Here is a 23593-nt window from a genome sequence, read left to right as displayed (position 1 = left end):
AGGCGGACGACATGACCACCCAGACCAGTGCCACCCAGGAGCGCGACGCGATCGACGAGATCCATATCCTCTGGATCTCCGAGGGCATGAGCTGCGACGGCGACACCGTCTCCCTGACGGCCGCCGACCAGCCCTCCCTCGAGGACGTGGTGCTCGGCCTCATCCCGGGCCTGCCGAAGGTCAACCTGGTCAACAAGGTGCTCTCGCCGAGCCTGGGCGGCGAGGACTTCCTCGCCCCGTACCGGGCGGCTGCGCGCGGCGACCTGGCCCCGTTCATCCTCGTCATCGAGGGCTCGATCCCGAACCAGAACATCATCGAGGGCGACGGCTACTGGACGTCCTTCGGCAACGACCTGGAGACCGGCCAGCCGCTGCCGCTGAACTGGTGGATCGACCAGCTGGCGCCCAAGGCCTGGGCGGTGGTGGCCGCCGGCACCTGTGCGACCTTCGGCGGCATCCACGCCATGGCCGGCAACCCCACCGGCTGCATGGGCCTCGCGGACTACCTGGGCTGGGAGTTCAAGTCGCAGGCCGGGCTCCCGGTCGTCAACGTGCCCGGCTGTCCCATCCAGCCCGAGAACTTCATGGAGACCCTGATCTGGGTGCTCCAGCACGCGGCCGGTGCCGCTCCCCCGCCCCCGCTCGACCACATGCTGCGTCCGCAGTGGCTGTTCGGGAGGACCGTGCACGAGGGCTGTGACCGTGGCTCGTACTACGAGCAGGGCGATTTCGGCCTCGACTACAACTCGCCCAAGTGCCTGGTGAAGACGGGCTGCTGGGGGCCGGTGGTCAACTGCAACGTGCCCAAGCGGGGCTGGATGTCCGGGATCGGCGGCTGCCCGAACGTCGGCGGGATCTGCATCGGGTGCACGATGCCCGGCTTCCCCGACGCCTTCATGCCCTTCATGGACGAGCCCCCGGGAGGCACTCTGTCCTCCCTCGTCATCAAGCCCTACGGCGCCGTCATCCGCCGCCTGCGCGGCCTGACCAACGACATGGTGAACCACGAGCCCAAGTGGCGTCACAACAAGCAGAAGCTGACCAGCGGTTACGACCCGCGCTACCGCCCGTGACGCCGGCCACGACGCCGCTCGTCCCGCATCCCGCCACCGACCAGCCGCACCCGAACAGCAAGGGGCAGTACCGCAGATGACGACCACACATTCCCGGTCCACCAAACGCAAACCCGAGCAGATCGTGGACATGTCCTGGGATCCGATCACCCGGATCATCGGCAACCTGGGCATCTACACGAAGATCGACTTCGCAAACCGGGAAGTCGTGGAATGCCACAGCACCTCGTCGCTGTTCCGCGGCTACTCGGTGTTCATGAAGGGCAAGGACCCGCGCGACGCCGGCTTCATCACCTCGCGCATCTGCGGCATCTGCGGCGACAACCACACCACCTGCTCCAACTACGCCCAGCAGATGGCCTACGGCGTCAAACCCCCGAAGCTGGCCGAGCACATCACCAACCTCGGCGAAGCGGCCGAGTACATGTTCGACCACACGATCTTCCAGGACAACCTGGTGTTCGTGGACTTCTGCGAGGCGATGGTCAAGGCCACCAACCCCGCTGTGCTGGCCCGTGCCGAGCGTACGAACGCGCCCCGCGGGGACGTCCACGGCTTCAGGACCATCGCCGACATCATGCGGGCCTTCAACCCCTTCGAGGGCGAGGTCTACAAGGAGGCGCTGAAGGTCAGCCGGGTCACCCGGGAGATGTTCTGCCTCATGGAGGGGCGGCACGTCCACCCGTCGACGCTGTACCCGGGCGGTGTCGGCACGATGCCGCAGCCCAACACCTTCACCGACTACCTCAGCCGGCTCATGCGCGTCATCGACTTCGTCAAGAAGGCCGTGGCGATGAACGACGACGTCTTCGACTTCTTCTACGAGGCGCTGCCCGGCTACGAGGAGGTCGGCAAGCGCCGCATCCTGCTCGGCTGCTGGGGCGCCTGGCAGAACCCGGACGTCGTCGACTACCGCTACGCGACGATGAACGAGTGGGGCAAGGCGATGTACGTCACCCCCGGCATCGTCGTCGACGGCGAACTGGTCACCAACAACCTGGTCGACATCAACCTCGGCCTGCGGATCATGCTCGGCAGCTCCTTCTACGAGGACTGGGTCAACGAGCAGCCGTTCGTCACCCACGACCCGCTCGGCAACCCCGTCGACATGCGTCACCCGTGGAACCAGACCACTGTGCCGGTGCCGCAGAAGCGGGACTTCGGCGGCAAGTACAGCTGGGTGATGAGCCCGCGCTGGCACCACTCGGGGACCGGTGAGCACCTGGCCCTCGACACCGGCGGCGGGCCCCTCGCCCGGCTGTGGACGACCGCGCTGAGCGGTCTGGTCGACACGCCGTACGTGAAGGCCACCGGCAGCAGCGTGCGCATCTCGCTGCCCAAGGGCGAGACGCTGCCGGAGACCACGCTCGAGTGGCACATCCCCAAGTGGAGCAACACCATCGAGAGGGACCGTGCCCGGCCGTACTTCGTCGCCTACGCCGCCGCCATGGCCCTGCAGTTCCTGGAGGAGGCGATGGGCATGCTCCGCGACGGCGACTCCAAGGTGTTCGAGAACTTCGAGGTGCCCGACGAGGCGATCGGCTGCGGCTTCCACGAGGCCGTGCGCGGTGTCCTCTCGCACCACCTGGTGATCCGCGACAAGAAGATCGCCAACTACCACCCGTACCCGCCGACCCCGTGGAACGCCAGCCCGCGCGACATGTACGGCACCCCGGGTCCGTACGAGGACGCCGTCCAGGGCCAGCCGATCTTCGAGGAGAACGGGCCCGACGACTTCAAGGGCGTCGACATCATGCGCACCGTGCGCAGCTTCGACCCGTGTCTGCCCTGCGGGGTGCACATGTACATGGGCAAGGGCAAGACGCTGTCGACGGTGCACTCGCCCACGTACGGAGCCGGACATGCCTGACCCCGCCGTACGGCTCCCGGATCCGGCGGTGGAGGCGCGGCTCGCCCGGCTCGACGAGGTGCTGGCCGGGCTGGAGTCCGTGCCCGGCCCGGCCGCCCGTGAGGCGCTGGAGTCGGTCACGCTGCTGACCGAGGTCTACGGCGAGGCGCTCGCCCGGGTCCTGGACCACGCGGACGAGCGGCTGCGCGGGCTCCTGGCCGACGACGAGCTGCTGGGGCACCTGCTGGTGCTGCACGCCATCCACCCCGAGTCCGCCGACGCGCGGGCCGCCCGCGCCGTCGAGCGGCTGCGGCCGGCGGTCCGCGAGCGCGGCGGCGACCTGGAGTGGGCCGGTGTGGAGGGACGGGTGGCCCGGGTGCGGGTGAGCACCGGCGGCGGCTGCGGTTCCGGGTGCGGCAGCGGGTCGGCCGACGTCACCGCGGCCGTCCGCGCGGCGGTGCTGGCCGCCGCCCCCGAGCTGGAGGCGGTGGAGCCGGTCGCCGACGAGCGGCGGGCGGCCCCGGCCTTCGTACCCCTGACGACGCTGACGCGCCGGACCGCTCAGCAGCCGCAGGAGACACGGTGATCACGGACGGGGCGCTGGCCCGCGTCATCCGCTCGGCGGCCGGCCGCACGGCGACCGCCGAGGCCGAGGTGTGCGAACTGTGTGCCGCCCCAGTGGCCGACGCGCACCCCCACCTGTACGACATCGAGGCCGCCGAGGTGCGCTGCGTGTGCGGCCCGTGTTCGGTGCTGTTCGCCGGGGACGGGGCGGGCGAGGGGCACTACCGGCTCGTGCCCCGGCGCCGGCTGCGGCTGCCGCCGGTCGACACGGCGGTCCTGGGCGTGCCGGTGGGCCTGGTGTTCTTCGTGCCGCGCTCCGACGGCACGGTCACCGCGCAGGGACCGAGCCCGGCCGGGGCCATGCGCTGGGAGGTGGACACGGCGGCCTGGCAGCGGCTGACCGCCACGTTTCCGCAGCTCGCTTCCATGGCACCCGACGTGGAGGCGCTGCTGATGAACACCGTGCGGGGCCTCGACGAGCACTGGATCGTGCCGGTCGACGACTGCTTCCGGATGGTCGCCCTCGTCCGCCGCGAGTGGCGGGGCCTGTCCGGTGGCGACGGGGTCTGGCCGGCCGTGGAGCGGTTCTTCGCGGAGCTCACCGAGCGTTCGTGAGGACCTGGAAGGAGAACAGACATGGGCAGCATCAAAGTGGGCCGCCCCCAGGCGAGGCCCGACACGCCCAGCCATGTGCCGGGCCTGCACCAGGGCAACCGGGGCCCCTACCGACACCAGAGCGGACACCACGAGGACGGCACCGCCGACGCGCGCCGCTCCACCGGGATCCACTCGAAGCGGCATGACGCCCTGCTGGACGTGATGCCGAACATCTCACCGGGATGAGAGAGCAGGGAGAGAGCGTGAACAAACGCTGCCGAACGGCGAAAAGAGCGAGGTCGGCGATGTCCGGACGTCAGGTACTGCTCGCGCAGGCCGCTCTGGTGGGCGGTCTGGCACTGGCCCTGTTCGTGAAGGAGCTGCCCGGTGTGGTGCGTGAGCTGCGGATCTACCGGATGACCGGTGGCGTCCGCGCGAACCGCCGCTACCCCTGATCCGGCCGTGCACGAGCTGTCGATCGCCACGGCGATCGTGGAACAGGCCGAAAAGATCGCCCGGGCGGACGGCACCGACGACGTCTCGTCGGTGACCGTCCGGGTCGGCGAGCTGGCCGGAGTGGTGCCGGACGCGCTGCACTTCGCCTTCGAGGTGGCCCGCGACGGCACGGCCCTCACCGCGGCCCGGCTGGTGGTCGAGCAGGTGACGGCGCGGGCCTGGTGCGGCGGGTGCGCGGAGGAGTTCGCGCTGGGCATGCCGCCCTTCTTCTGGTGCCCGCGCTGCGACCGGCCCTCGCAGGACCTGCGCAGCGGCAGGGAACTGGAGATCACGGACGTCGAGGCGGCCACGGCCCGGCCCTGACGGCCGTCGGCCCCGCCGGAGCCCGGGCTCCGGCGGGGCCGACCGCTGTCCGGGCGGCTCAGCAGATGCGGGGCAGTTGCTCCCCCAGTGGCAGGTCCACCACCCGGGTGCCGCCGAGTCCGGTGGCCACGACGACCATGCCGGGATGCTGCTCGACGCACTCCCCGACGAGGGTCGCGCCGGTGCCCTGCGGATGGGCACGCATCGCCGCGAGCACGGCCTCGGCCTCCTCCCGGGGCACGAAGGCGACGAGCCGGCCCTCGTTGGCGACGTAGAGCGGGTCCAGGCCGAGGAAGCCGCAGGCGTTCGCGACCTCGTCCGGGACCGGAATGGCCCGCTCCCGCAGCCGTACGCCGGTGCCGGAGGCGCGGGCGATCTCGTTGAGCGAGGCGCCGAGCCCGCCCCGGGTGGGGTCGCGCAGCACGTGGATGTCCCGGGTGACCGCCAGCATGGCGGCCACCAGACCGGCCAGCGGCGCGGTGTCGGAGGCGATCTCGACCCCGAACTCCAGCCCTTCCCGCACGCTCATGATGGCAACGCCGTGCAGGCCGATCGGGCCGCTGACGATGACGGCGTCGCCGGGCCGGGCGCGCTGCGGGCGGATGTCGACGCCGTCGGGGACGAGGCCGATGCCGGCGGTGGTGACGTAGACGCCGTCGCCGTGCCCGGACTCGACCACCTTGGTGTCGCCGGTGGCGACGGTGACGCCCGCCGCCTCGGCCGCCGCACCGATGGCGCCGGCGATCCGGCCGACGACGGACAGTTCCACGCCCTCCTCCAGGACGAAGGCGGTGGAGAGGTAGGCGGGGCGGGCGCCGCTCATGGCCAGGTCGTTGACGGTGCCGTTGACCGCGAGGTCGCCCAGGCAGCCGCCGGGGAAGAACAGCGGCCGTACGACGTAGGAGTCGGTGGAGAAGGCCAGCCGGGCGCCGCCCAGGTCGAGGACGGCCGAGTCGGTGAGGGCGGCCAGGGTGGGGTTGCCGTACGCGGGCGTGAAGACCTGCTCGATCAGCTCAGCGGACAGCGCGCCGCCTCCGCCGTGGCCCATGACCACGACCGGCTGGTCGCGCAGGGGTGCGGGGCAGGTCCAGTTCGCGGGGTCGACGGGCGCTTCCGTCGCTTCGGCCGCTTCGGTGGCGAGGTCAGCCAACGGGGTTCATCTCCTCCTGCGGGATGCGGGATCCCTGCCGTGCCGGGGCGTCGGTCATCCGGCGGTACAGGTAGTAGGCGGCGCAGGCGCCCTCGCTGGAGACCATGGTGGCGCCGAGTGGGGTGCGCGGGGTGCAGGTCGTGCCGAACGCGGCGCACTCGGTCGGCTTGATCAGGCCCTGCAGCACCTCGCCGGCCCGGCAGGCGGCGGGCTCCTCGGTACGGATGCCCGCGACGTCGAAGCGGTGCTCGGCGTCGTAGGCCCGGAAGGCGTCGGTCAGGCGCCAGCCGCTGACCGGGATCGGCCCGATGCCGCGCCAGTTGCGGTCGGTGACCTCGAACACCTCCTCGATCATGCGCAGGGCCGCCGGGTTGCCCTGCTCGCGTACGGCCCTGGGGTAGGCGTTCTCCACCCGGTGCTCACCGCGCTCCAGCTGGTGGACGGCGCGCCGGATGCCCTCGAGGATGTCGAGCGGTTCGAAGCCGGTGACGACGACCGGGACCCGGTGCTTCTCGGCCAGGTCCGGGTACTCGGCGGTGCCCATCACGCTGCACACGTGCCCGGCGGCGAGGAAGCCCTGCACCCGGCAGGCGGGCGCCGACATGATGGCGTCGATCGCCGGGGGGACCCGGACATGGGACACCAGCAGGGTGAAGTTGTGCACGCCCTGGCGGCGGGCCTGGTGCACGGCCATGGCGTTGGCGGGGGCGGTGGTCTCGAAGCCGATCGCGAAGAAGACGACCTGCCGGTCCGGGTTCCTGCGGGCGAGTTCGAGAGCGTCGAGCGGCGAGTACACCACCCGTACGTCACCGCCCTCGCCCTTGACCCGGAACAGGTCCCGGTCGGTGCCGGGCACCCGCAGCATGTCGCCGAAGGAACAGAAGATCACGTCCCGCCGGGCGGCGATCGCCAGCGCCTTGTCGATCATGTCGAGAGGTGTGACGCACACCGGGCAGCCCGGACCGTGGATCAACTCCACCTCTTCCGGCAGGAGTTGGTCGATGCCGTGCCGGATGATGGAGTGGGTCTGGCCGCCGCAGACCTCCATCAGCGCCCAGGGGCGGGTGACCGAGGCCCGGATCTCGTCGAGCAGCCGGCGTGCCAGATCGGGGTCGTTGAACTCGTCGATGTACTTCACTGGGCCTCACTCCCGCTCTCCTGCCGGGCCGCCTGCTCCCAGGCGTCGCCGAACTCCTCCTCCAGCAGTCCGAGTTGCTCGAACAGCTCCAGGGACGCCCGGGCCGACTCCTCGTCCAGGCGCTGCAGGGCGAACCCGACGTGGACGATGACGTACTCACCGACCCGCACATCGGGCAGGTACTCGAGGCACGCCTGCTTCTGCACTCCGCCGAAATCGATCAGCCCGGTGAGCGGGTCGGCGCCGTCGTCGATGGCCACGACCTTGCCGGGCACTGCCAGACACATGGGTCACTCCGTCTCGTGGTTGGTTGCTGTTCCCGCGACCATGAGCTGACCGAGTGCCAACCCGCCGTCGTTGGGGGGTACTTCGCGGTGCCGGAGGACCGTGAACCGGTCCGTGGCCAGCAGGGCGGCACACTCCTCCTCCAGCAGGGCGTTGGCGAAGACGCCTCCGGTGAGGGCGACCGTGGTCAGGCCGGTCGTGCCGCGGGCCCGCCGGCAGATCTCCGTGACGGCCCGGGCCACGCCCCGGTGGAATCGGGCCGCGAGCACGGGGGTGGGGGTGCCGCGCCGCAGGTCGGCGAGGACGGCCCGCAGCGGGGGTGCGATCTCCCATCTGCCCGCCCGGTCCAGTGCGCCGAGAGGCCGGACGGAGGGGACTTCGTGGAGTGGCGGGAGGGTCCGGAAACCGAAGCGGTACGCCCTGGTGTCCGCGTGCCACGCCTCCGTCGCAGCGGCCTCCAGCTCCAGCGCGGCCTGCGCCTCGTACCCGGCGCGGTGGCACACGCCGACCAGAGACGACACGGCATCGAAGAGACGGCCCATACCGGACGTGGGGACACATGCCACCTGGCGTTCCAACTGCTGTCGCAGCACGGTGCGTTCGGACTCCGAGCACGCGGCGACACTCGGCAGGTCCCGCTCCCACGGCAGACCCGCCGCCCACAGCCGGGCCAGCGCCAGCCGGCAGGGGTTGGCGACGCCCGCGTCCCCGCCGGGCAGCGGGGCCGGGGCGAGGTGGGCGAAGCGCCGGTAGCCGGTGTAGTCGGCGAGCAGCACCTCGCCGCCCCACACGGTGCCGTCGTCGCCATACCCGGTGCCGTCGAATGCGACGCCGATGACGGGGGTGGTGCCGTCGAGGCCGTGTTCGGCCATCGCCGAGGCGATGTGGGCGTGGTGGTGCTGGACCAGCGTCGGTGACCGGAGTCCGAGTCGGGTCGATCGTGTCCGTGCCCAACCCGTCGAGTGATAACGGGGGTGCCGGTCGGCGGCCACCAGTCGGGGGGTGACTCCAGTGAGGCGGCCGAGGTGCAGTTCGGCCCTCTCTGCGGCTTCGAGGGTGGCCAGGTCGCCCATGTCGCCGATGTGCGGACCGAACCAGGCGAGGTCCCCCTCGCCCAGGCAGGGCGCGTTCTTCAGGTCGCCGCCGACGGCGAGCGTGGGACGGACCGGGAGCGGGAGGCGCAGCGGGCGGGGGACATAGCCGCGGGAGCGCCGGAGCACCTGTTCGGTGCCGTCGGGGCGCACCCGCAGCAGGGAGTCGTCGCACGGGGAGGCGATGGGCCGGTCGTGGGCGAGCCAGGCGTCGGCGAGTGAGGCCAGCCGGGTCAGCGCCTCGGCGTCGTCGGTGACGATGGGCTCGCCGGAGCGGTTGCCGCTGGTCATGACCAGTGCCCGGGGGCCGGGGGGATCGCCGGGCAGCCCGAACAGCAGGGTGTGCACGGGGGTGTAGGGCAGCATCACGCCCACGTGCGGGCTGCCCGGGCAGACCTGGTCGGCGAGGCGGAGCCCGTCCGTGGGGGTGCGTCTGCGCAGCAGGACGATGGGGCGCCGGGCGCTGGTGAGTGCGGCGCGTTCGGCGTCGGAGAGGGCCGCGACGCGCTCCGCCGTCCCGAGGTCGGCGCACATCACGGCGAAGGCCTTGCCGCCGCGTTCCTTGCGGGCACGCAGGGTGGCGACGGCGCGTGGGTCGGTGGCGTCGCAGGCCAGGTGGTAGCCGCCGACGCCCTTCACGGCGACGATCCGGCCCGCGGCCAGCAGCGCCCGAGCCGTGGCCAGGGCGTCCGTGTCCCGGGCCGGGCGGACGTCGGTTCCGTCGGCGGGGATCAGGCGGAGCCGCGGGCCGCAGTCGGGGCAGGCGACGGGCTGGGCGTGGAAGCGCCGGTCGTCGGGGGCGCCGTACTCCCGGGCGCAGGAGGGGCACATCGGGAAGCCGGCCATGGTGGTGGCCGCGCGGTCGTACGGCATCCCCGTGGCGATGGTGAAGCGGGGGCCGCAGTGGGTGCAGGTGATGAAGGGGTGGCGGTGGCGGCGGTCGGCCGGATCGGCCAGCTCGCGCAGGCAGTCGGCGCAGGTCGCAGTGTCGGGCGGGAGCTGGGTGCGGCCCGCCGACTGCTCGGTGGGGCGGATCGTGAACGGGCCGGTGACGCCGGTGGCGGGGACGTCCTCGAAGCCGACACCCGTCACGGCCGCCAGCGGGGGCGGCTGCTCGGTCAACCGGTCGAAGAACCTGCCCACTTCGCCCATCGGGCCCTCGACCTCGATGAGCACGCCGTTCGCGGTGTTGCTGACGAACCCGGCCAGCTCCAGGTCGGCGGCCAGCCGGTGCACGAACGGCCGGAAGCCGACCCCCTGCACCGTGCCTCGCACGGTGATCCGGCGGCGGACCGGTCCGGAGACGGGTGCGGTCACGAGACGGGGGCGGAGGCGGCGTGGTGGTGACCGTGGGGATGCGGGGCGAGCGGAGGCCGGTGCGGCGGGGCGCCGTGCCGGGCGGCGAGGGCGTGGGCCAGCAGGGTGTCGACGCCGTCGCCGGTGCGCGCGCACGACCGTACGATCTCCACCCCCGGGTTGACCCGCTGGACGTTCGCCCGGAAGGTCATCTCGTCGAAGCCGGCCGGCTCGGCCAGGTCGGTCTTGGTGACGACGACCAGGTGGGCCGAGCCGAACGCGGTCGGGTACTTCAGCGGTTTGTCCTCGCCCTCGGTCACCGCCATCAGGACGATCCGCAGGGTCTCGCCGAGGTCGTACGAGGCCGGGCAGACGAGGTTGCCGACGTTCTCCACGAAGAGCACCGCGGTGTCCGCCGGCAGCCAGCCTTCCAGGCGCCCGCGTACCTGCCGGGCCTCCAGATGGCACAGTCCGTCGGTGAGCAGCTGCTGGACGGGGGCGCCCGAACGCGCCAGCCGGACGGCGTCGTTCTCGGTCGCGAGGTCGGCGGTGAGCGCGGCGACCGGAACGCCGCGCTCCACCGCTCGGGCCAGGATCCGCCCGAGGAGTTCGGTCTTGCCGCTGCCCGGGCTGGACAGCAGGTTGACCACCGCGACGCCCTGTCGCGTCAGATCGTCGCGCAGGCTCGCGGCCAGGTCGTCGTTCTTCGCCAGGACGGCCTGCTTGACGTCGGACCGGCACATGGGCGCAGCTCCTCGGAGTCGTGCGGCAAAGCCCCGGCCGTGTCAGGTACGGCACGGGGTCTCACCGATCTTCGGCTCCGTCGGCCGCGAGTCCGGGCAGCGCAGCCGCGTGCGGGGGCCCGGATTCCATCGTGCGGCCCAACGGCGGTGCGGGTGCGGCGGGGTCGGCCAGCAGTACGGGGACCAGGGTGTGCAGCGCGTCCACGGCCCGGTCGACCGCCTCCCGCACGGGTGCGCTGATCCCGGGCAGGATGTCCTCGTCGCCGCTCGGCAGGACGCCGGGCTCGCAGGCCAGGACCAGGACCCTGGGCAGCGGCTCGTCACCCAGGTGCGCGGCCAGGGCCAGCACCTTCTGCGGGTCCATGCCGTGCGCCTCGGGCACGGCGTTGCCGTCGGGCGGTTCCGCCTCGACCAGGGTGAGGGTGCCGGGGCTGTGTCCGCGCGGGGCCGCGTCGACCAGGACGGCGGTGGCGCAGCCGTCCAGCAGCGCGTAGGCGAGGTCCATGCCGCGGATGCCGAAGTCCCGCACCCGCGCCTCGGGCGGCAGCGGGCGCCGGTCGAGGGCACGGATCACCTCGGGGCCGAACGCGTCGTCGCCGAGGAAGATGTTGCCGACGCCCGCGACGAGCAGCGGGGACCGTGCGGGGCTCACCTGACGGCTCCGACGGCCGGCGCGAGGGGGCGGGCGTCGCCGGTGGGCTTCTTGCGGACGAAGGCCGAGCGCAGGGCGTGGTACGGGGCCGTGGGATCGAAGAAGATGGCGTACATCCGGGCGAGTTCGTCCCGCCGGTGGTCCGCGAGCGGCCGTACCTGCTCGTCCGCGTGGCGTGCCGCGGCCTTGGCGGCGATGCGCCGCCCGAGGTCCGGGTCCGCTGCGAGGGCGGCGGCCAGTCGCTCGACCTCGGCGGCGAACTCCCCCGGCCCGGTGGGCACGAGCCGGTCCGCCAGCCCGAGCCGCGCGGCCGACGCGGCGCTCAGCGGAAGGGCCTCCTCCGTCAGCCGGTGGGCGGTGTCGGCCCCGGCACGGCGCGGCAGCGAGTACGTCCAGAACTCGGATCCGTACAGGCCCATCCGCCGGTAGTGCGGGTTGAGGACGGCACCGGTACGGCACCAGACCTGGTCGGCGGCGAGGGCGAGCATGGCGCCGCCGGCGGCCGCGTTGCCGGCGAGCGCGGCCACCACCAGCCGGTCGGTGGTGCGCAGCACGGCCTCCACGAGGTCGTCCATGGCGGTGAGGTTGGTCCAGGACTCCTCGGCCGGGTCGGCGGAGGCCTCGATGACGTTCAGGTGGATGCCGTTGGAGAAGAAGTCGCGGGCGCCGCCGAGCACCAGGACGGAGGTGGGGCGGGCCTGCGCGTACCGGTAGGCCGCGAGCAGTCTGCGGCACTGGTCGGTGCTCATCGCTCCGCCCGGGAAGGAGAAGCCGAGGAAGCCGACGCCGCCGCGCTGCCGGTAGCGGATGTCGGTCCAGGTGCGGCGGCGCGGGGACAGTTCGACCGGGACGCCGGCTTCCGGGAGTCCGAGCGTGCCGGTGAGCGAGGCGAGCACGGAGGCGGCGGGGCGGCGGAAGGGCGCCGGGTCGCCCGAGTTCTTGCGCGGGCGCAGTTCCGGGATCCACACGGCGCCGTCCCGGGTGGCCCGGCAGACCGCGCCCGCCCGGGTCGCGATGAGTTCGCCGGGGCGGCCGCGCAGCCGGTCCTCGGGGTGCCCGCCGTGCAGGAACACCTCGTGGCCGAGGAGTTCGTCCAGGACGCCGGGCTGCGAGTCGGCGCCGCGGAGCTTGCGCAGCACGGTCTCGGTGCTGTCGCGCGCCCAGTCGATCCGCCGCCGATCCTGCCGGAAGGAGTCGCGCCACACGACGTGCACGGGGGCCTGGGAGGTGTCGGGGTCGCCGGTCTGCGGGCGCGGTTTGAACGAGGCGTCGGCGAACCTGCGTACGGCGAGCAGGACGGCGGCCACGGCGGCGTCGGAGGCCTCGTTGCGGTACAGGTCGCTCTTGCCGACGGACGGCACGGGGAACGGCTCCGCGGCCCAGATGTCCCCGGCGTCCATGGCCGCCTCGGCCTGGAGCACCGTCACGCCCCAGCGTGGCGCCCCGTCGGCGATGGCCCAGTCCAGCGCGGACGGGCCGCGGTCGCCGGGCGGCCCCGGATGCACGATGAGGCAGGTCCGCTCCCGCCAGACGTCCTCCGGCAGGGCCGTCTTCAGCATCGGCGCGACGACCAGGTCCGGGCGCAGTTCTTGTACGGCGGCACGGACCGGGTCCGTGCCGTGCGTGGCGAGTACGACGTCCACGCGGTGTCCCAGGTCGGAGAGTTCGGCGTACAGCCGCTGGGAGAGGCTGTTGAACGCGCTGGCCACGAGCAAAATGTCCATGACATGGCATGTTCGTCCCTCTTGGGGGAGCCGTGAAGAACCCCTGCGGCGTTTCGTTCGCCGCGGCGGGGCCTCTTCGTCCATCCGGATCGTGTTCGGGGCGGTCCGCCGGGCCGCGCGGGCGCGGATGCGAGGGCCGTGCCCCGGCGGCACGATGGAAGGACGGGCCGGGCCCCCGACGGGCCCGCCCCCACGCTGGAAGTGATCCCATGGCGTGAGGAAGGAACCGGCCTCATGCATCACGACGAGATCATCGGAAAGGTGCAGGCACTCGCCCAGCTGCCCGACCGGGGGGCGGCCGAGCGGGCGACGCACGCCGTGGTGAGCACGCTCTCGGAACGGCTGCCGTCCGGGCTCGCCCGCCATGTGGCCGCTCAGCTGCCGCCGGATCTGGCGGCCGACATGCGGCTGGCGGCGGACACGTCGGGCGGCGCCGACTCGGGCACCGCGGGTGAGCGGTTCGGGCTGCCCGTCTTCGCCGGACGGATCGCCGACCGGGCCGGCACCGACGAGGACACGGCCCTGCGCGACGCCGCGGCCGTACTGGAGGTGCTGGACGCCGCCCTGGCTCCGGAGCTGACCGAGCGGATCGCGGGGGCGCTGCCGGCGGACATCAGGGAGCTGCTGCCCGTGGAGCGCGCCCACGGGTTGTGAAGTCCTCGTTACCGCGCGTTGCGCCGCCCCGTTCTCCGGCCAGCCCTTACCGTTCTCTGAATGTGCCCGGCAGTCGGGATGCGGGTGCGAGGAGGAGGCGGGAGGCCTGGTGGGCGGTGCGGGTCGGCGGACGGGCGGCGGACGTCGCTCCGGTGCGGTGGTACTCGGCAGCCGGCCGGCGCACTCCGTGCGGCTCCCGGCGGTCGCCCGGTCCGAGCCGGACGGCCCGGCCGGCGGGCGCACGGTGCCATGGCTGCGGATCGCCGCGGCCTACGCCTGGCGCCTCATCCTCGTCGGCATCGTCGTCTACGGCGTCTTCAGCATCCTCGGCCGCTTCCAGCTCATCGCCGTCGCCCTGTTCCTCGCCCTCGTCGTCACCTCGGTGCTGCGCCCCATCGTCGATTTCCTCGACCGCGTCCTGTCGAGGCCGGTGAGCGTCGCCCTCGCACTCGTCGGCAGCCTGCTGATCCTGCTCGGCCTGCTGGCGCTCGTGGGCAACGCGGTGGCGAGCGAGTCGGCCAGGCTGGCCGGCGAGTTCCGGGGCGGCATCCACCGCATCGAACTGTGGCTGCAGCGTCCGCCGTTCCGGCTCAGCCCCGGCCGGCTCTCCGATCTGCAGCGCCAGGTGACCGACTACGTCTCCGCGCACCGGGCCAGCCTGCTCAGCAGCGCCCTGTCGGGACTGGGCAGGGTGGTCGAGGTGGTCACGGGCGCCGCGCTCGCGCTGTTCGCCTCCGCCTTCTTCATGCATTCCGGCGAGCGCATGTGGCGCTGGGCGCGCGACCAGCTGCTGCCGGGCACTGCCCGGCCGGCCTGGGACCGGGCGGGGAGTGCCGCCTGGCGCACCTTCGCCGGGTACACGCGCGGGATCATCATCGTGGCGGCCACCAACGCCGTGCTCGTCGGCATCGCGCTGCTCGTGCTACGGGTGCCGCTCGCGCTGCCGCTGACGCTGCTGGAGTTCTTCGCCACGTTCGTGCCCCTGGTGGGCTCACCGGTCGCGCTCGGCGTGGCCACGATCATCGCGCTCGCCGGGCGCGGGCCGCTGACGGCCGCGGCGGTGCTCGTGCTCATCGTCGTCATCGGCCAGCTCGAAGGGCATGTGCTGCACCCGCTGGTGATGAGCTGGGCGGTCCGGCTGCACCCGCTCGTCGTCGCCGTGTCCGTCATCGCGGGCAGCATCGTCGCGGGGGTGATCGGAGCCGTCGTCGCCGTCCCGCTCATCTCGGTCGTCTGGGCGGTACTGCGCGCGGTGCGGGCGGTGCCGCCCTGACCGCGGGCACGACAACTCCCCTTCGATCCTGAGGAATGCCGCCGCCTGCGGGGGAGACGGGTGCTTCCGGGCCGGACCGCGTGAGCCCGCGTCGTGGTCGTCGTAGGGCTCAGCGCAGGGCCGCCGCGACGAGGCCGTGGATCTCCGGCCCGGTCACGGTCCCGCCGTTCACCAGCCGGTCGAAGACCAGCCCGTCGGCGCCCGGCGCACAGCGGCCGGTGACCACCACCCTCACGGCGGCCGGCCCGCCGGGCGGTCCGGGTCCGGGGTGTCGGGCCGGCCCAGCCGGGACATCGCGGCCACCCTGCCGCTGCCGCTCGGTGTCCTCGGCCACGAGGGTTCGACGGTCGTCGCCGGCCTCAGCGGACTGCGGCTGCTCCGTGAGGCGGCCTGGGTGAAGACCGGTGCCGGCGAAGGGCGGTTGGTCTCCTCCGGCTGCTGATCCCGGTGGCCGGTGCCGTCAGTTGACGGTGGCGTCGGCGACGACCGCGTGGATGTCCGCCGTGGTCTGTGTGTCGGACTCGTCCGTGGCGACCCCGAGGAGGAAGGCGGTGCGCGCGCCGTCGACGGTCACCAGGGTCATCTCCAGGCGGGCGGTGCCGTCCTGGCCGTTGCGGATCCCCAGGACGGCCGTGTGGGCGGGCCGGCCGTCCACCTCGGTCGGGTGCGACTCCTCCAGGGTGACCGGCCGGTCGGGGTAGAAGAACTCGGCGTTGGAGCGGGCTGCGCTCTCGGCCGCCCGGCGCAGCTCGGCACGCGGTACGGCCTGTCCGGCCCGCCCGGCCAGTACGGTCCCGCCGCCCGAGGACGCCGCGCCGGAGGTTCTGCTCATCGTCGAGGAGAAGGCGTCGATCAGGTCCTTGTCCTTGGCCGCGTCGTGCTTCCAGCCCTCCGGCACGGCGTAGGTGAGCCCGGCGCGCGTGTCGGTGACCCGGGGACGGCCCGCAAGCGGGTCGTTCTTCCCACCCCTGCTCCACCAGAGGGCGGCCACGGCGCACGCGGCGACGAGGACCAGCGCCACCGCGCCCACGAGCAGCCGACGGCGCGGCCGGGGCGGCGCGGGCTGGGGTGTGGGCTGCGGCGCCCGGGCGGGGTACGGGAGCGGGGGGATCGGCGAGTGGCCGGGTGAGGGGCTTGTCATGCCCTCAGGCTTCATGATCTCCGCAGAGCAACGCCTGAGTCGTCGTACTCATCCGCCCTGCCTGGTTCGCCTACGTCTCCGGTGCTTCCCGCACCCCGAACACTGCGGGTCCCACGGTCAGGATCCCGTCGGTCAGCGGCCGGCAGCGCACTCCCCCGCCGCCGCGCAGCGCCCGCTGCGCTCCGGGTCCCAGCGTGGTGTCCATCCAGGCGCAGGGCCGGGCAGCGCTGCGCACCTCCAGGTCAGCGGGTCCGGTGCCGCAGTCGATGAAGACCGTCGAGCCGATGTACGCGTCGATGTCCACGCCGCGCAGCAGGACGTTACGGCGTGTGCGCAGCAGGCCCGCCTCGCCCGGGCCCTGTTGCGGCAGTCGTTCGACGGCCATGAGGGTGATCGACGCGTTGCGGTGGGCGGGATGGTTGAAGTACCGGTCCCCGACGATGCCCAGTCCCGAGCGGACTTCGGCGCTCTTCACCAGGTCCTCGGGCGGCAGCTCGGTCAGGCCGTCGCCCGGACGGCCCTCGAACCGGTGAGCGGGCGAGACCAGCAGCTGGACGATTTCCACAGGGGGCACGCTCCGAGCCTAGTTCCTTGCCAGGCGCTGCCCGCCGCCCGGCCGCCGGTGGCATCCGCCTTCAGCAGGAAACGGCCGCTCGCCCCGGCGGTCAGCAGGCCGGCCACCATGGCGACCAGGCTGAGGGCGGGTCCGGAGGACCAGTCGACGTGCCTCGCACTCCCCCAAGGCGGTCTCGTGTTCCGCGAGTTGGACGGGTACGAGCAGCTCCGGGCGGACCCGAACCAGAGTTTGAGGATGCCGCGCTCGCGGGCTTCCACGGGCACGAACCCGCGGTCGGAGAGCCACTGCCGCAGGGCTCGCCGGCCGCCGTCCGTCAGCGTCAGCACCCGGCGGTTGCGCCCGCTCTCCTGGCGCACCTGGGCCAGCAGCCCGGCCGCGAGCAGCCGTTCGCACTGCGCGTACACCTGCGCGTGCGGCACCGACCTGCCCCTCCGATGACCACCCGGAGGACGCACGTGCCCGTGGACCTGGCCGGGTTCGCCGAGCCGGACGCCGCACACCCGCCCGCTCCCGTGCCCGTCGGCCTGGGGCTGCAGCCGGGGCTCCGACACGCTGTTCTGGGACACCTCGGTGTCCGACGACCCCGACGAGTGGACCGTGGTCGTCACCCACCAGGGGCCCGTGCCCGGCAGCGGACTGCTCGCCTGGCACCGGTACGACCTCACGCTCACCGGTATCTCCGTCACACCGTCCGCGACAGCTGGGAACTCCCCTCCCCACCGGGACCGTTGACGGGCCCTCTGCCCGGCACCTTCGCGCGCACCGCCTTCCTCGCCACCGCCGGACCGTGGACCCCGCCCGTCCCCGTCCCGCCCCGGCTCACCGAGGCGGAGCGCCGGGTCGCCCTGGAGACCGGTACGGGACTGGACGCGCTGCGCCTGCCGACTCCGCCACCGGCCGGGGCACGGCTCGGCGACGGCACCTGGGAAGGGCTGTTCGAGCAGTTGGGCACGCGGTTTCCCGGGGAGTACGTGCGGCTGATGGAGACGTAGGGGTGTCGCCGAGATGAGCGCCAAGGCCGCCAGTAGTTGATCTGAGGCAGTGGGGAGGGCGGCCAGGGCGGCCGTCATCCGTTATTGGCCCTGAGATTGATCACGACCGATGCCGGCCTTTGTGCTCCTAGAATTGCGAGGGTGACGGCAAGAACCAGTGACATCGAGAAGGCGGCCGGTGTGCTGCGCGCCGGCGGCCTGGTGGCCCTCCCGACCGAGACCGTCTACGGACTGGGCGCCAACGCCGAGGACCCCGCCGCGGTCTCGCGCATCTTCCAGGTCAAGGGACGTCCGCCCTCCCACCCGCTGATCGTCCACATCGGCGGCGCGGAGCATCTGGACGACTGGGTCCAGGACGTGCCCCAGGCGGCGCGCCTGCTGGCCGAGCGCTTCTGGCCGGGGCCCCTCACGCTGGTCCTGCGGCGCGGTCCCCGTGTGCCGCTGGAAGCGACTGGCGGCCTGGAGACGGTCGCTGTGCGCGTGCCTGATCATCCCGTCGCCCTCGCGCTGCTGGCGGCCTTCGGCGGCGGTGTCACGGCTCCGTCCGCGAACCGCTTCGGCCAGGTCAGCCCCACCACCGCGGACGACGTCCGTGCCGAGCTCGGCGACGCCGTCGACTTCGTGCTGGACGGCGGCCCCTGCGAGGTCGGTGTCGAGTCCACCATCGTCGACGCCACCGGCGAGACCTTGAGCATCCTGCGTCCCGGCGGGGTGACACTCGAGGACCTCGAAGCGGTGCTGGGCCACCCGCTCACGGTCCCCTCGACCAGCCCGGTTCGGGTGCCGGGCCAGCATCCCTCCCACTACGCACCGCGTGCGCGGGTCGTCCTCGTCGAGCCCGAGAAGGTCGTCGCCGAAGCGGAACTCGCTCAGGAGCTGGGGCACCGGGTGGGCGTCTTTCTGCCTGCCTCCTTCGCCGACGCTCCGGTGAAGGCCCACGCCGTGGTGGCAGTCCCTGCCTCGATGGACGCCTACGCGCGCGGGCTGTACGGGTTCCTGCGCGAGCTCGACCAGCAGGGGTGCGACCTCATCGTCGCGTCCCTGCCGGCGGAGGAGGGGCTGGGACTGGCGATCGCCAACCGGCTCCGCCGCGCTGCGGGTCCCCGGTCCACCGTGTGACCAGCATCGGCGCCGTGCCCTTATTGCTCTCGGGAGCGGAGGCCAGGCCCGTTCGTGACGGATTCGGCTGAGCGCTGCCGGTCTGGCAGGCCGGGCACAGCTCGTGCCGCCAGTCGTCGGTGACGACCGTTCCCCATCCCCGGCACACCTCGCAGCCCGCGGCCCGCGCCAGGTCCCTGCGACTACGGCAAATCACGCTGAGCAGCCACGGCGGGGGCAGTCAGGACGTCGGGACCTGCGCATCGAGGCCGCGGGAGGCGACGAGTTGCGCGCTGCCGTCGGCCAGGCGGTAGCGCAGGCCCACCACGGCGGCCTGCCCGGCGGCGACCTTGTCGGCGAGGACCCGGGAGCGGTCCAGCAGCAGGTCGGCGGTGTGCCTTATGTGCTCGGCGAGGACCTCCTGCGGCTCGACCTGTCCGGCGGCCCGCGCGGCCAGCACGCTGGGGGTCACCCGCTCGACGACGTCCCGGATGTAACCGGCCGGCGTCATACCGTTCTCCAAGGCGGAGCACGCGGCGCCGACCGCGCCGCACGAGTCGTGGCCGAGGACCACGACCAGCGGGCAGCCGAGCACCTCCACGCCGAACTCGATGCTGCCCAGCACCTCCGCCCCCACGACGTGGCCCGCCGTGCGCACCACGAACAGGTCGCCCAGGCCGCGGTCGAAGATGATCTCGGCGGCCAGCCGGGAGTCGGAGCACCCGAACAGCACGGCGAAGGGCCGCTGGGACGGTGCGATCTCGGCACGGCGCGCGGCGTCCTGGTTCGGGTGTTCAGGGGATCCCGCGACGAAGCGCTGGTTACCGGCCAGCAACAGCTCGAAGGCCTCGCGGGGCGTCGGGGTCTTGGTCTCGCTCATACCCGCAGCCTAGAACCCGGCACCAACCGTCGCACCGCCTGGTCCCGCCGATGCCCGTCGGGTCGGGCCACGCTGACGGCCTGGGTGCGGCCCAGCTGCTGACGCAGGCCCGGGACGGAGGGGACGGCGAGTGATCCCCGTGTGGTACTTCGTCGCGGTCTTCCCGCCGCGGCTGCGGCAGGGACTGCCGGCCGGGGCTTCACACTTCGGGCAGTCGTTTCGTTCTACCGCGTTTGCGGCTTGATCGGGCGTCAGATCCACCCGGGAAGTCTGTCGGAACTGTCTCGCACAACACTCAGGTTCTGAGAGGACTTCCGCGAGCGGCGACCTGCGGAAACGTGATCGCCTCCGGGCGTCTCGCAGAACTCTCGCAACCGGTCGTTTATGAGAATCGCAGCCTGCGACGGTCATCACGCACAGCTACATGTCGGGCGGGCGGAAAGCGGAAGTCCCCGATCTGAGTGATCGGGGACTTCACCCAGCTTGACCGGAGGTCCTTTGTCGCGGCCCGCCGGGCGCCGGGTGCCCGTTTACGCGGCCGGGTTGAGTTCGGCTTGGCCGAACAGCAGCGCGTAGCCGGTGGGGAGCTGGTGGAGGATGCGGGTGATGAGGTCGGGGCCGGCGTGGGCGGCGACGGCTGCGAAGACGGAGCCGGTGTCCCAGCGGGTGGTGGCCAGGGAGGCGCCGGAGCGGGCGGCGAGGTCCTTGACGAAGGCCCATCCGGTTAGCGGCTGGGTGTCGGGGATCTGCGCGGTCAGGAGGCGTGCGGCCTCCAGGGGCAGGCGGGCGGCCAGGTCGACGCGTTCGTCGCCGGTCAGCTGGCGTCCCAGCCCGGCAAGGACCAGGCGGACGGCTTCCTCTGCTTTCTCACGGGTGGGGTAGGCGCCTTCGTAGCGGACCTTCTCCAGCATCTGCTCGTACGCCGTCCCGTACGGCTGCTGGTGCTCAGACGGTACGCGCACGTCGGTGATCACTGTGGTGCATGCCTTTCGTGAAGCCGGGGTGGAGCGGTGCCGGTGTGCGGTACCGCTGGTCAGGTGGGCTGGGGGCGGCCGAAGAGGAGGTCGTAGCCGGCGGGGAGCTGGAGCAGGATCTGCCCCAGCAGGTCGTCGCCGGCGGTGTCGGCGACCGTGGACAGGACGGCGCTGACGTCCCAGGTCGCGGTCTGCTCGGTGGCGCCCTCGATCCAGGCTGCGGTCGCCCGGACGAACCGGTCCGGGGGCAGCGGTTCGGCGCTCTGCAGCGGGTTGAGCAGGATCAGGGCGAAGTCCTCCGGCAGGCGGGCTGCGAGCTGGGCGCGGACTTCGCCGACCAGGTGCGCGCCGAGCAGGGCGAGCACCACCCGGGCCACACGCTCGGCTTCCTCCGCAGTGCCGTACTCGCCGCGTTCCTTGACGTGGTCGAGGAACGCTTCGCGTCGCAGAGTCATCTCGACCGCCACCCCTTACTTCTTCGGACTGCCCGTAGGGGGTGCGGAGGGCGGGTGAGGGGGAGATCAGGTGCCCGTCCTCCGCACCTGTCCGGCCGGTGTCAGCCGGAGATCTCCTTGTGGCCGGTCCCGACGCCGATGGAGATCTTGCGGGGCTTGGCGCGCTCGGCGATCGGGATGCGCAGGGTGAGCACGCCCGCGTCGTAGTCGGCCTTGATGTGCTCGGTGTCGAGGGTGTCGGCGAGCACGATCTGGCGGGAGAAGACGCCCAGCGGCCGCTCGGACAGCTCCATCTGCACGTCGTCGGCCTTCGCCACCGGCCGCCGCTCGGCCTTGACGGTCAGCATGTTCCGCTCGACGTCGATGTCGATCGCGTCCGGCGTGACGCCCGGCAGGTCGAAGGCCACCACGTACTCGTCGCCCTCACGGTAGGCGTCCATCGGCATCGCCGACGGCCTCGACCAGGTACCCGGGCCCATCAGCTGCTGCGCCAGCCGGTCCAGCTCACGGAAGGGGTCGGTGCGCATCAACATCGTGAAAACACCTCCAGCAGGTTCAGGCAGTTACTGCCAATGCGCCTCACTGACACCGTTGTAACATGTCATCCAATGGATGACAAACATGATGTCGTCTGCCTGATGACAAGCCCGAGGGAGGTGCCCGTGAATCCGGCCGACCAGCCGTCCTCGCCCAGCACCGACGCCCACAGCCCGGCGTCGTTCCTTGCCGCCGCGGCGGCCCTTGACGCCATAGACGACGCCTTGCGCGTCGCCCAGCAAGAGTCCAAGGGCATCCCCGATACCCCCGGTCCCAGGCCGGAGCAGGCGCTGGCCTCCCTGATGCTGCTGCGGCAGGTCCGCGAGCAGCTCGCCGGATGGGAAACCGGCCTGATCGAAACCGCACGCGACGCCGGCGCCAGCTGGGCCGACCTCGCCCACCCCCTCGGCGTCGCCAGCCGCCAAGCCGCGGAGCGCCGCTACCTGCGCGGCCGTCCCGGCCCCGCCGGGACCACCGGCGAAGAACGTGTGACGGCCACCCGACGGGCCCGGGCCGCTGACCGCACCGCCGCCGCCTGGGCCCGCCGCAACGCGGCTGACCTGCGCCGCCTCGCCGGCCAGATCACCGCACTCACCGACCTGCCCCCCGCCGCCCGCCGCCCGATCAGCGAGCTCCACGCGGCCCTCGCCCACGACGACCCCGCCGACCTCATCGCCCCCCTGGCCGCCGCCCGCCCCCATCTGGCCGCCGCCCACCCCGACCTCGCCGCCCGGCTCGACACCCTCACACCCCCCTGACCCCGCCCGGCGCACCGCAACAACAGCCCGGTCAGCCCCGCCCCCAGGTGGACCCACCCCAGGCCCCGGATGACGGTCAACATCACCACCAACGACACTGGGCCGAACGGGTGGTGGCCGGCCTCCTGACGACCCCAAGATCAACTACTCGCGGCCTTGGCGCTCATCTCGGCGATACCCCACGTACGGCAGCGGCTGCTGGAGCGGTTGGCTGCGGTTCCCGGAGCCGCTGCGCACGACGGCGCCGCGCTTCACCGCCTTCGCGGACGAGGCGTTCGAGGCCTACGAGTCGCTGAAGTCCGGTCACCCGGAGCGGTATCCCCTCGCCACCTTTCCGGCGCCCGGCGGTTTCCTGCCTATCGCCGACTCCATCGACGGCGACCACCTGGCCGGCTCACCGAGGGCGACCGACCCGACGACTGGCCGCTCGTCTTCTGGCCCCGGCACGCGGACCAGGGGCCGCCGCTGGAACAGGGCCTGATCGACACGCTGCCCGCCTGGCAGCGCGGGAGGCACGGCACGGCCGGCCTGTGTGTCCTGGACGAGGACGACGACCCGGCCGAGTTCGCGGACTTCGAGACCTTCGACGAGGAGGAGGACGACTGAGCCCCGGCCGCCGGCGGGTCCTCCGAACCCGGCATGATGATCACCATGACTCCGATCACCGGCCTGGATCTGACCGGCTTCACCGAGCGTGAGCCCGGCGTGTGGACGGATGCGGCGGGACTCGTCCTGTCGGTCCACTTCTTTCCTCTCGTCCCCGATCTGCCCGCCCCGCTGCACGAGTTCGAACACCTGCGGACCAGGCTCGCGGCGGGCGTGGCACAGGCCGGCGGCGGGCTCATCGAGGCGGTGCCCGGCACCGTGCACGGCGTCCCGGCGGTCCGTCAGCTGGTGAAGGTGCCCCGGCCGGCCGGGCCGCACGGGCAGGTGTTCCTCGGCTCGTGGACCGTACCGAAGGGCGGCTGCAGCACGGTCCTGAAGGTGCAGGCCGCGGAGGGCGCGATGACCGGGATGCGCGAGGCCACGGTGATGGCCCAGGTGGGGCCCGAGGCCTACTTCCGTCCCCACCCGTACTCCGCCGGCGGTCAGTTCGGCGGACTGCCGTCTCACGTCGCCGACGACGAGCAGTGGGACACGCTCTTCCCCGACCACCCCCTCACCCGGGTGCGAGCCGCACTGCACCGCATCACGCCGACGGCCACCCTCGACGAGCGCTTCCGGCAGCTGCCCCCGTTCGCGGGCCCCGTGCCGCCCTCGCAGCACGGGTAGC

General features: G+C 72.7%; 31 protein-coding genes. 16 read left to right on the top strand and 15 right to left on the bottom strand.

Annotated elements, in window-relative coordinates:
• The first annotated feature begins 11 nt into the window (after nucleotides 1-11).
• The 7 genes from FB157_RS34220 (at nucleotide 12) to hypA (ending at nucleotide 4902) form a co-directional block, all read left to right on the top strand.
• Nucleotides 12-1073, top strand: coding sequence for a hydrogenase expression protein HypE (locus FB157_RS34220; RefSeq protein ID WP_145884562.1), 1062 nt, complete (start codon nucleotides 12-14; stop codon nucleotides 1071-1073).
• Between the two features lie 76 nt (nucleotides 1074-1149).
• Nucleotides 1150-2943, top strand: coding sequence for a nickel-dependent hydrogenase large subunit (locus FB157_RS34215; protein ID WP_145884561.1), 1794 nt, complete (start codon nucleotides 1150-1152; stop codon nucleotides 2941-2943).
• Nucleotides 2936-3508, top strand: coding sequence for a NifU family protein (locus FB157_RS34210; protein ID WP_145884560.1), 573 nt, complete (start codon nucleotides 2936-2938; stop codon nucleotides 3506-3508). The genes FB157_RS34215 and FB157_RS34210 overlap by 8 nt, the downstream gene beginning before the upstream one ends.
• Complete coding sequence (locus FB157_RS34205; protein WP_145884559.1) at nucleotides 3505-4101, top strand: DUF5947 family protein; 597 nt, start codon at nucleotides 3505-3507, stop codon at nucleotides 4099-4101. Before FB157_RS34210 ends, FB157_RS34205 begins: the two co-directional genes overlap by 4 nt.
• 21 nt (nucleotides 4102-4122) lie before the next feature.
• A complete protein-coding gene (locus FB157_RS34200; RefSeq protein ID WP_145884558.1) occupies nucleotides 4123-4329 on the top strand; it encodes a hypothetical protein in 207 nt (68 codons plus the stop codon).
• Between the two features lie 59 nt (nucleotides 4330-4388).
• A complete protein-coding gene (locus FB157_RS47660; RefSeq protein WP_186581817.1) occupies nucleotides 4389-4538 on the top strand; it encodes a hypothetical protein in 150 nt (49 codons plus the stop codon).
• A 7-nt stretch (nucleotides 4539-4545) separates the two neighbouring features.
• The gene (hypA, locus tag FB157_RS34195) at nucleotides 4546-4902 is read left to right on the top strand and encodes a hydrogenase maturation nickel metallochaperone HypA (RefSeq protein WP_145884557.1); all 357 of its coding nucleotides are present in this window, start codon (nucleotides 4546-4548) and stop codon (nucleotides 4900-4902) included.
• A gap of 58 nt (nucleotides 4903-4960) precedes the next feature.
• On the opposite strand, the gene hypE is transcribed toward hypA, so the two are convergent.
• The 7 genes from hypE to FB157_RS34160 form a co-directional block, all read right to left on the bottom strand.
• Nucleotides 4961-6052, bottom strand: a complete 1092-nt coding sequence (gene hypE, locus FB157_RS34190; protein ID WP_145884556.1) for a hydrogenase expression/formation protein HypE — start codon at nucleotides 6050-6052, stop codon at nucleotides 4961-4963.
• Nucleotides 6045-7190 carry a hydrogenase formation protein HypD gene (hypD, locus tag FB157_RS34185; RefSeq protein ID WP_145884555.1) on the bottom strand — a complete coding sequence of 382 codons (1146 nt, stop codon included), beginning with the start codon at nucleotides 7188-7190 and terminating at the stop codon, nucleotides 6045-6047. The genes hypE and hypD overlap by 8 nt, the downstream gene beginning before the upstream one ends.
• A complete protein-coding gene (locus FB157_RS34180) occupies nucleotides 7187-7477 on the bottom strand; it encodes a HypC/HybG/HupF family hydrogenase formation chaperone (RefSeq protein WP_145884554.1) in 291 nt (96 codons plus the stop codon). Before FB157_RS34180 ends, hypD begins: the two co-directional genes overlap by 4 nt.
• 3 nt (nucleotides 7478-7480) lie before the next feature.
• Nucleotides 7481-9883, bottom strand: coding sequence for a carbamoyltransferase HypF (hypF, locus tag FB157_RS34175; RefSeq protein ID WP_145884553.1), 2403 nt, complete (start codon nucleotides 9881-9883; stop codon nucleotides 7481-7483).
• The gene (hypB, locus tag FB157_RS34170) at nucleotides 9880-10605 is read right to left on the bottom strand and encodes a hydrogenase nickel incorporation protein HypB (RefSeq protein WP_145884552.1); all 726 of its coding nucleotides are present in this window, start codon (nucleotides 10603-10605) and stop codon (nucleotides 9880-9882) included. The genes hypF and hypB overlap by 4 nt, the downstream gene beginning before the upstream one ends.
• A 61-nt stretch (nucleotides 10606-10666) precedes the next feature.
• Entirely contained in the window at nucleotides 10667-11257 is a 591-nt protein-coding gene (locus FB157_RS34165) for a hydrogenase maturation protease (RefSeq protein ID WP_145884551.1), read from the bottom strand.
• Nucleotides 11254-12981 carry an enoyl-CoA hydratase-related protein gene (locus FB157_RS34160; RefSeq protein ID WP_145884550.1) on the bottom strand — a complete coding sequence of 576 codons (1728 nt, stop codon included), beginning with the start codon at nucleotides 12979-12981 and terminating at the stop codon, nucleotides 11254-11256. The genes FB157_RS34165 and FB157_RS34160 overlap by 4 nt, the downstream gene beginning before the upstream one ends.
• 234 nt (nucleotides 12982-13215) lie before the next feature.
• On the opposite strand from FB157_RS34160, the gene FB157_RS34155 reads away from it, so the two are divergent.
• Nucleotides 13216-13635 (top strand): DUF2267 domain-containing protein, encoded by a 420-nt coding sequence (locus FB157_RS34155; RefSeq protein ID WP_145884549.1) that lies wholly within the window; start codon nucleotides 13216-13218, stop codon nucleotides 13633-13635.
• 109 nt (nucleotides 13636-13744) lie between these two features.
• The gene (locus FB157_RS34150) at nucleotides 13745-14908 is read left to right on the top strand and encodes an AI-2E family transporter (RefSeq protein WP_398947696.1); all 1164 of its coding nucleotides are present in this window, start codon (nucleotides 13745-13747) and stop codon (nucleotides 14906-14908) included.
• Between the two features lie 109 nt (nucleotides 14909-15017).
• On the opposite strand, the gene FB157_RS34145 is transcribed toward FB157_RS34150, so the two are convergent.
• Complete coding sequence (locus FB157_RS34145) at nucleotides 15018-15143, bottom strand: hypothetical protein (protein WP_385173746.1); 126 nt, start codon at nucleotides 15141-15143, stop codon at nucleotides 15018-15020.
• Nucleotides 15144-15176: 33 nt separating this feature from the next.
• Here FB157_RS34145 and FB157_RS47655 point away from each other — a divergent pair, with 33 nt between their 5' ends.
• The gene (locus FB157_RS47655; RefSeq protein ID WP_186581826.1) at nucleotides 15177-15350 is read left to right on the top strand and encodes a hypothetical protein; all 174 of its coding nucleotides are present in this window, start codon (nucleotides 15177-15179) and stop codon (nucleotides 15348-15350) included.
• Between the two features lie 18 nt (nucleotides 15351-15368).
• Here FB157_RS47655 and FB157_RS34140 read toward each other — a convergent pair whose 3' ends face one another.
• The 3 genes from FB157_RS34140 to FB157_RS34130 form a co-directional block, all read right to left on the bottom strand.
• Entirely contained in the window at nucleotides 15369-16049 is a 681-nt protein-coding gene (locus FB157_RS34140; protein ID WP_145884547.1) for a hypothetical protein, read from the bottom strand.
• A 70-nt stretch (nucleotides 16050-16119) separates the two neighbouring features.
• The gene (locus tag FB157_RS34135) at nucleotides 16120-16623 is read right to left on the bottom strand and encodes a molybdenum cofactor biosysynthesis protein (protein ID WP_145884546.1); all 504 of its coding nucleotides are present in this window, start codon (nucleotides 16621-16623) and stop codon (nucleotides 16120-16122) included.
• A complete protein-coding gene (locus FB157_RS34130) occupies nucleotides 16548-17045 on the bottom strand; it encodes a PadR family transcriptional regulator (protein ID WP_261386716.1) in 498 nt (165 codons plus the stop codon). The genes FB157_RS34135 and FB157_RS34130 overlap by 76 nt, the downstream gene beginning before the upstream one ends.
• A 151-nt stretch (nucleotides 17046-17196) precedes the next feature.
• Here FB157_RS34130 and FB157_RS48865 point away from each other — a divergent pair, with 151 nt between their 5' ends.
• The 3 genes from FB157_RS48865 to FB157_RS34120 all read left to right on the top strand — a co-directional run bounded on the left by FB157_RS48865 (nucleotide 17197) and on the right by FB157_RS34120 (nucleotide 18737).
• Nucleotides 17197-17358, top strand: coding sequence for a hypothetical protein (locus FB157_RS48865; protein ID WP_261386715.1), 162 nt, complete (start codon nucleotides 17197-17199; stop codon nucleotides 17356-17358).
• Nucleotides 17355-17618 carry a hypothetical protein gene (locus FB157_RS48860; RefSeq protein WP_261386714.1) on the top strand — a complete coding sequence of 88 codons (264 nt, stop codon included), beginning with the start codon at nucleotides 17355-17357 and terminating at the stop codon, nucleotides 17616-17618. The genes FB157_RS48865 and FB157_RS48860 overlap by 4 nt, the downstream gene beginning before the upstream one ends.
• A gap of 141 nt (nucleotides 17619-17759) precedes the next feature.
• Nucleotides 17760-18737, top strand: coding sequence for an L-threonylcarbamoyladenylate synthase (locus tag FB157_RS34120; protein ID WP_145884545.1), 978 nt, complete (start codon nucleotides 17760-17762; stop codon nucleotides 18735-18737).
• Between the two features lie 220 nt (nucleotides 18738-18957).
• Here the strand turns inward: FB157_RS34120 and FB157_RS34115 are convergent, their stop codons facing one another.
• The 4 genes from FB157_RS34115 to FB157_RS34095 all read right to left on the bottom strand — a co-directional run bounded on the left by FB157_RS34115 (nucleotide 18958) and on the right by FB157_RS34095 (nucleotide 21558).
• Nucleotides 18958-19596, bottom strand: coding sequence for a carbonic anhydrase (locus FB157_RS34115; RefSeq protein WP_145884544.1), 639 nt, complete (start codon nucleotides 19594-19596; stop codon nucleotides 18958-18960).
• 530 nt (nucleotides 19597-20126) lie between these two features.
• The gene (locus FB157_RS34105; RefSeq protein ID WP_145884543.1) at nucleotides 20127-20570 is read right to left on the bottom strand and encodes a DUF2267 domain-containing protein; all 444 of its coding nucleotides are present in this window, start codon (nucleotides 20568-20570) and stop codon (nucleotides 20127-20129) included.
• 59 nt (nucleotides 20571-20629) lie between these two features.
• Nucleotides 20630-21025, bottom strand: a complete 396-nt coding sequence (locus FB157_RS34100; RefSeq protein ID WP_145884542.1) for a DUF2267 domain-containing protein — start codon at nucleotides 21023-21025, stop codon at nucleotides 20630-20632.
• 101 nt (nucleotides 21026-21126) lie between these two features.
• Nucleotides 21127-21558 (bottom strand): Hsp20/alpha crystallin family protein, encoded by a 432-nt coding sequence (locus FB157_RS34095; protein WP_145884541.1) that lies wholly within the window; start codon nucleotides 21556-21558, stop codon nucleotides 21127-21129.
• A 129-nt stretch (nucleotides 21559-21687) separates the two neighbouring features.
• On the opposite strand from FB157_RS34095, the gene FB157_RS34090 reads away from it, so the two are divergent.
• From FB157_RS34090 to FB157_RS34080, 3 genes are all read left to right on the top strand, one after another.
• A complete protein-coding gene (locus tag FB157_RS34090) occupies nucleotides 21688-22320 on the top strand; it encodes a type III effector protein (RefSeq protein WP_145884540.1) in 633 nt (210 codons plus the stop codon).
• A gap of 156 nt (nucleotides 22321-22476) precedes the next feature.
• Nucleotides 22477-22926 (top strand): hypothetical protein, encoded by a 450-nt coding sequence (locus FB157_RS34085; RefSeq protein WP_145884539.1) that lies wholly within the window; start codon nucleotides 22477-22479, stop codon nucleotides 22924-22926.
• Nucleotides 22927-22971: 45 nt separating this feature from the next.
• The gene (locus FB157_RS34080) at nucleotides 22972-23592 is read left to right on the top strand and encodes a hypothetical protein (protein WP_145884538.1); all 621 of its coding nucleotides are present in this window, start codon (nucleotides 22972-22974) and stop codon (nucleotides 23590-23592) included.
• The last annotated feature ends 1 nt before the right edge of the window (nucleotide 23593 follow it).

The organism is Streptomyces sp. BK340 (genome assembly GCF_007827595.1).
GTDB lineage: Bacteria > Actinomycetota > Actinomycetes > Streptomycetales > Streptomycetaceae > Streptomyces.
This window is presented reverse-complemented; position numbering and strand designations above follow the sequence as displayed.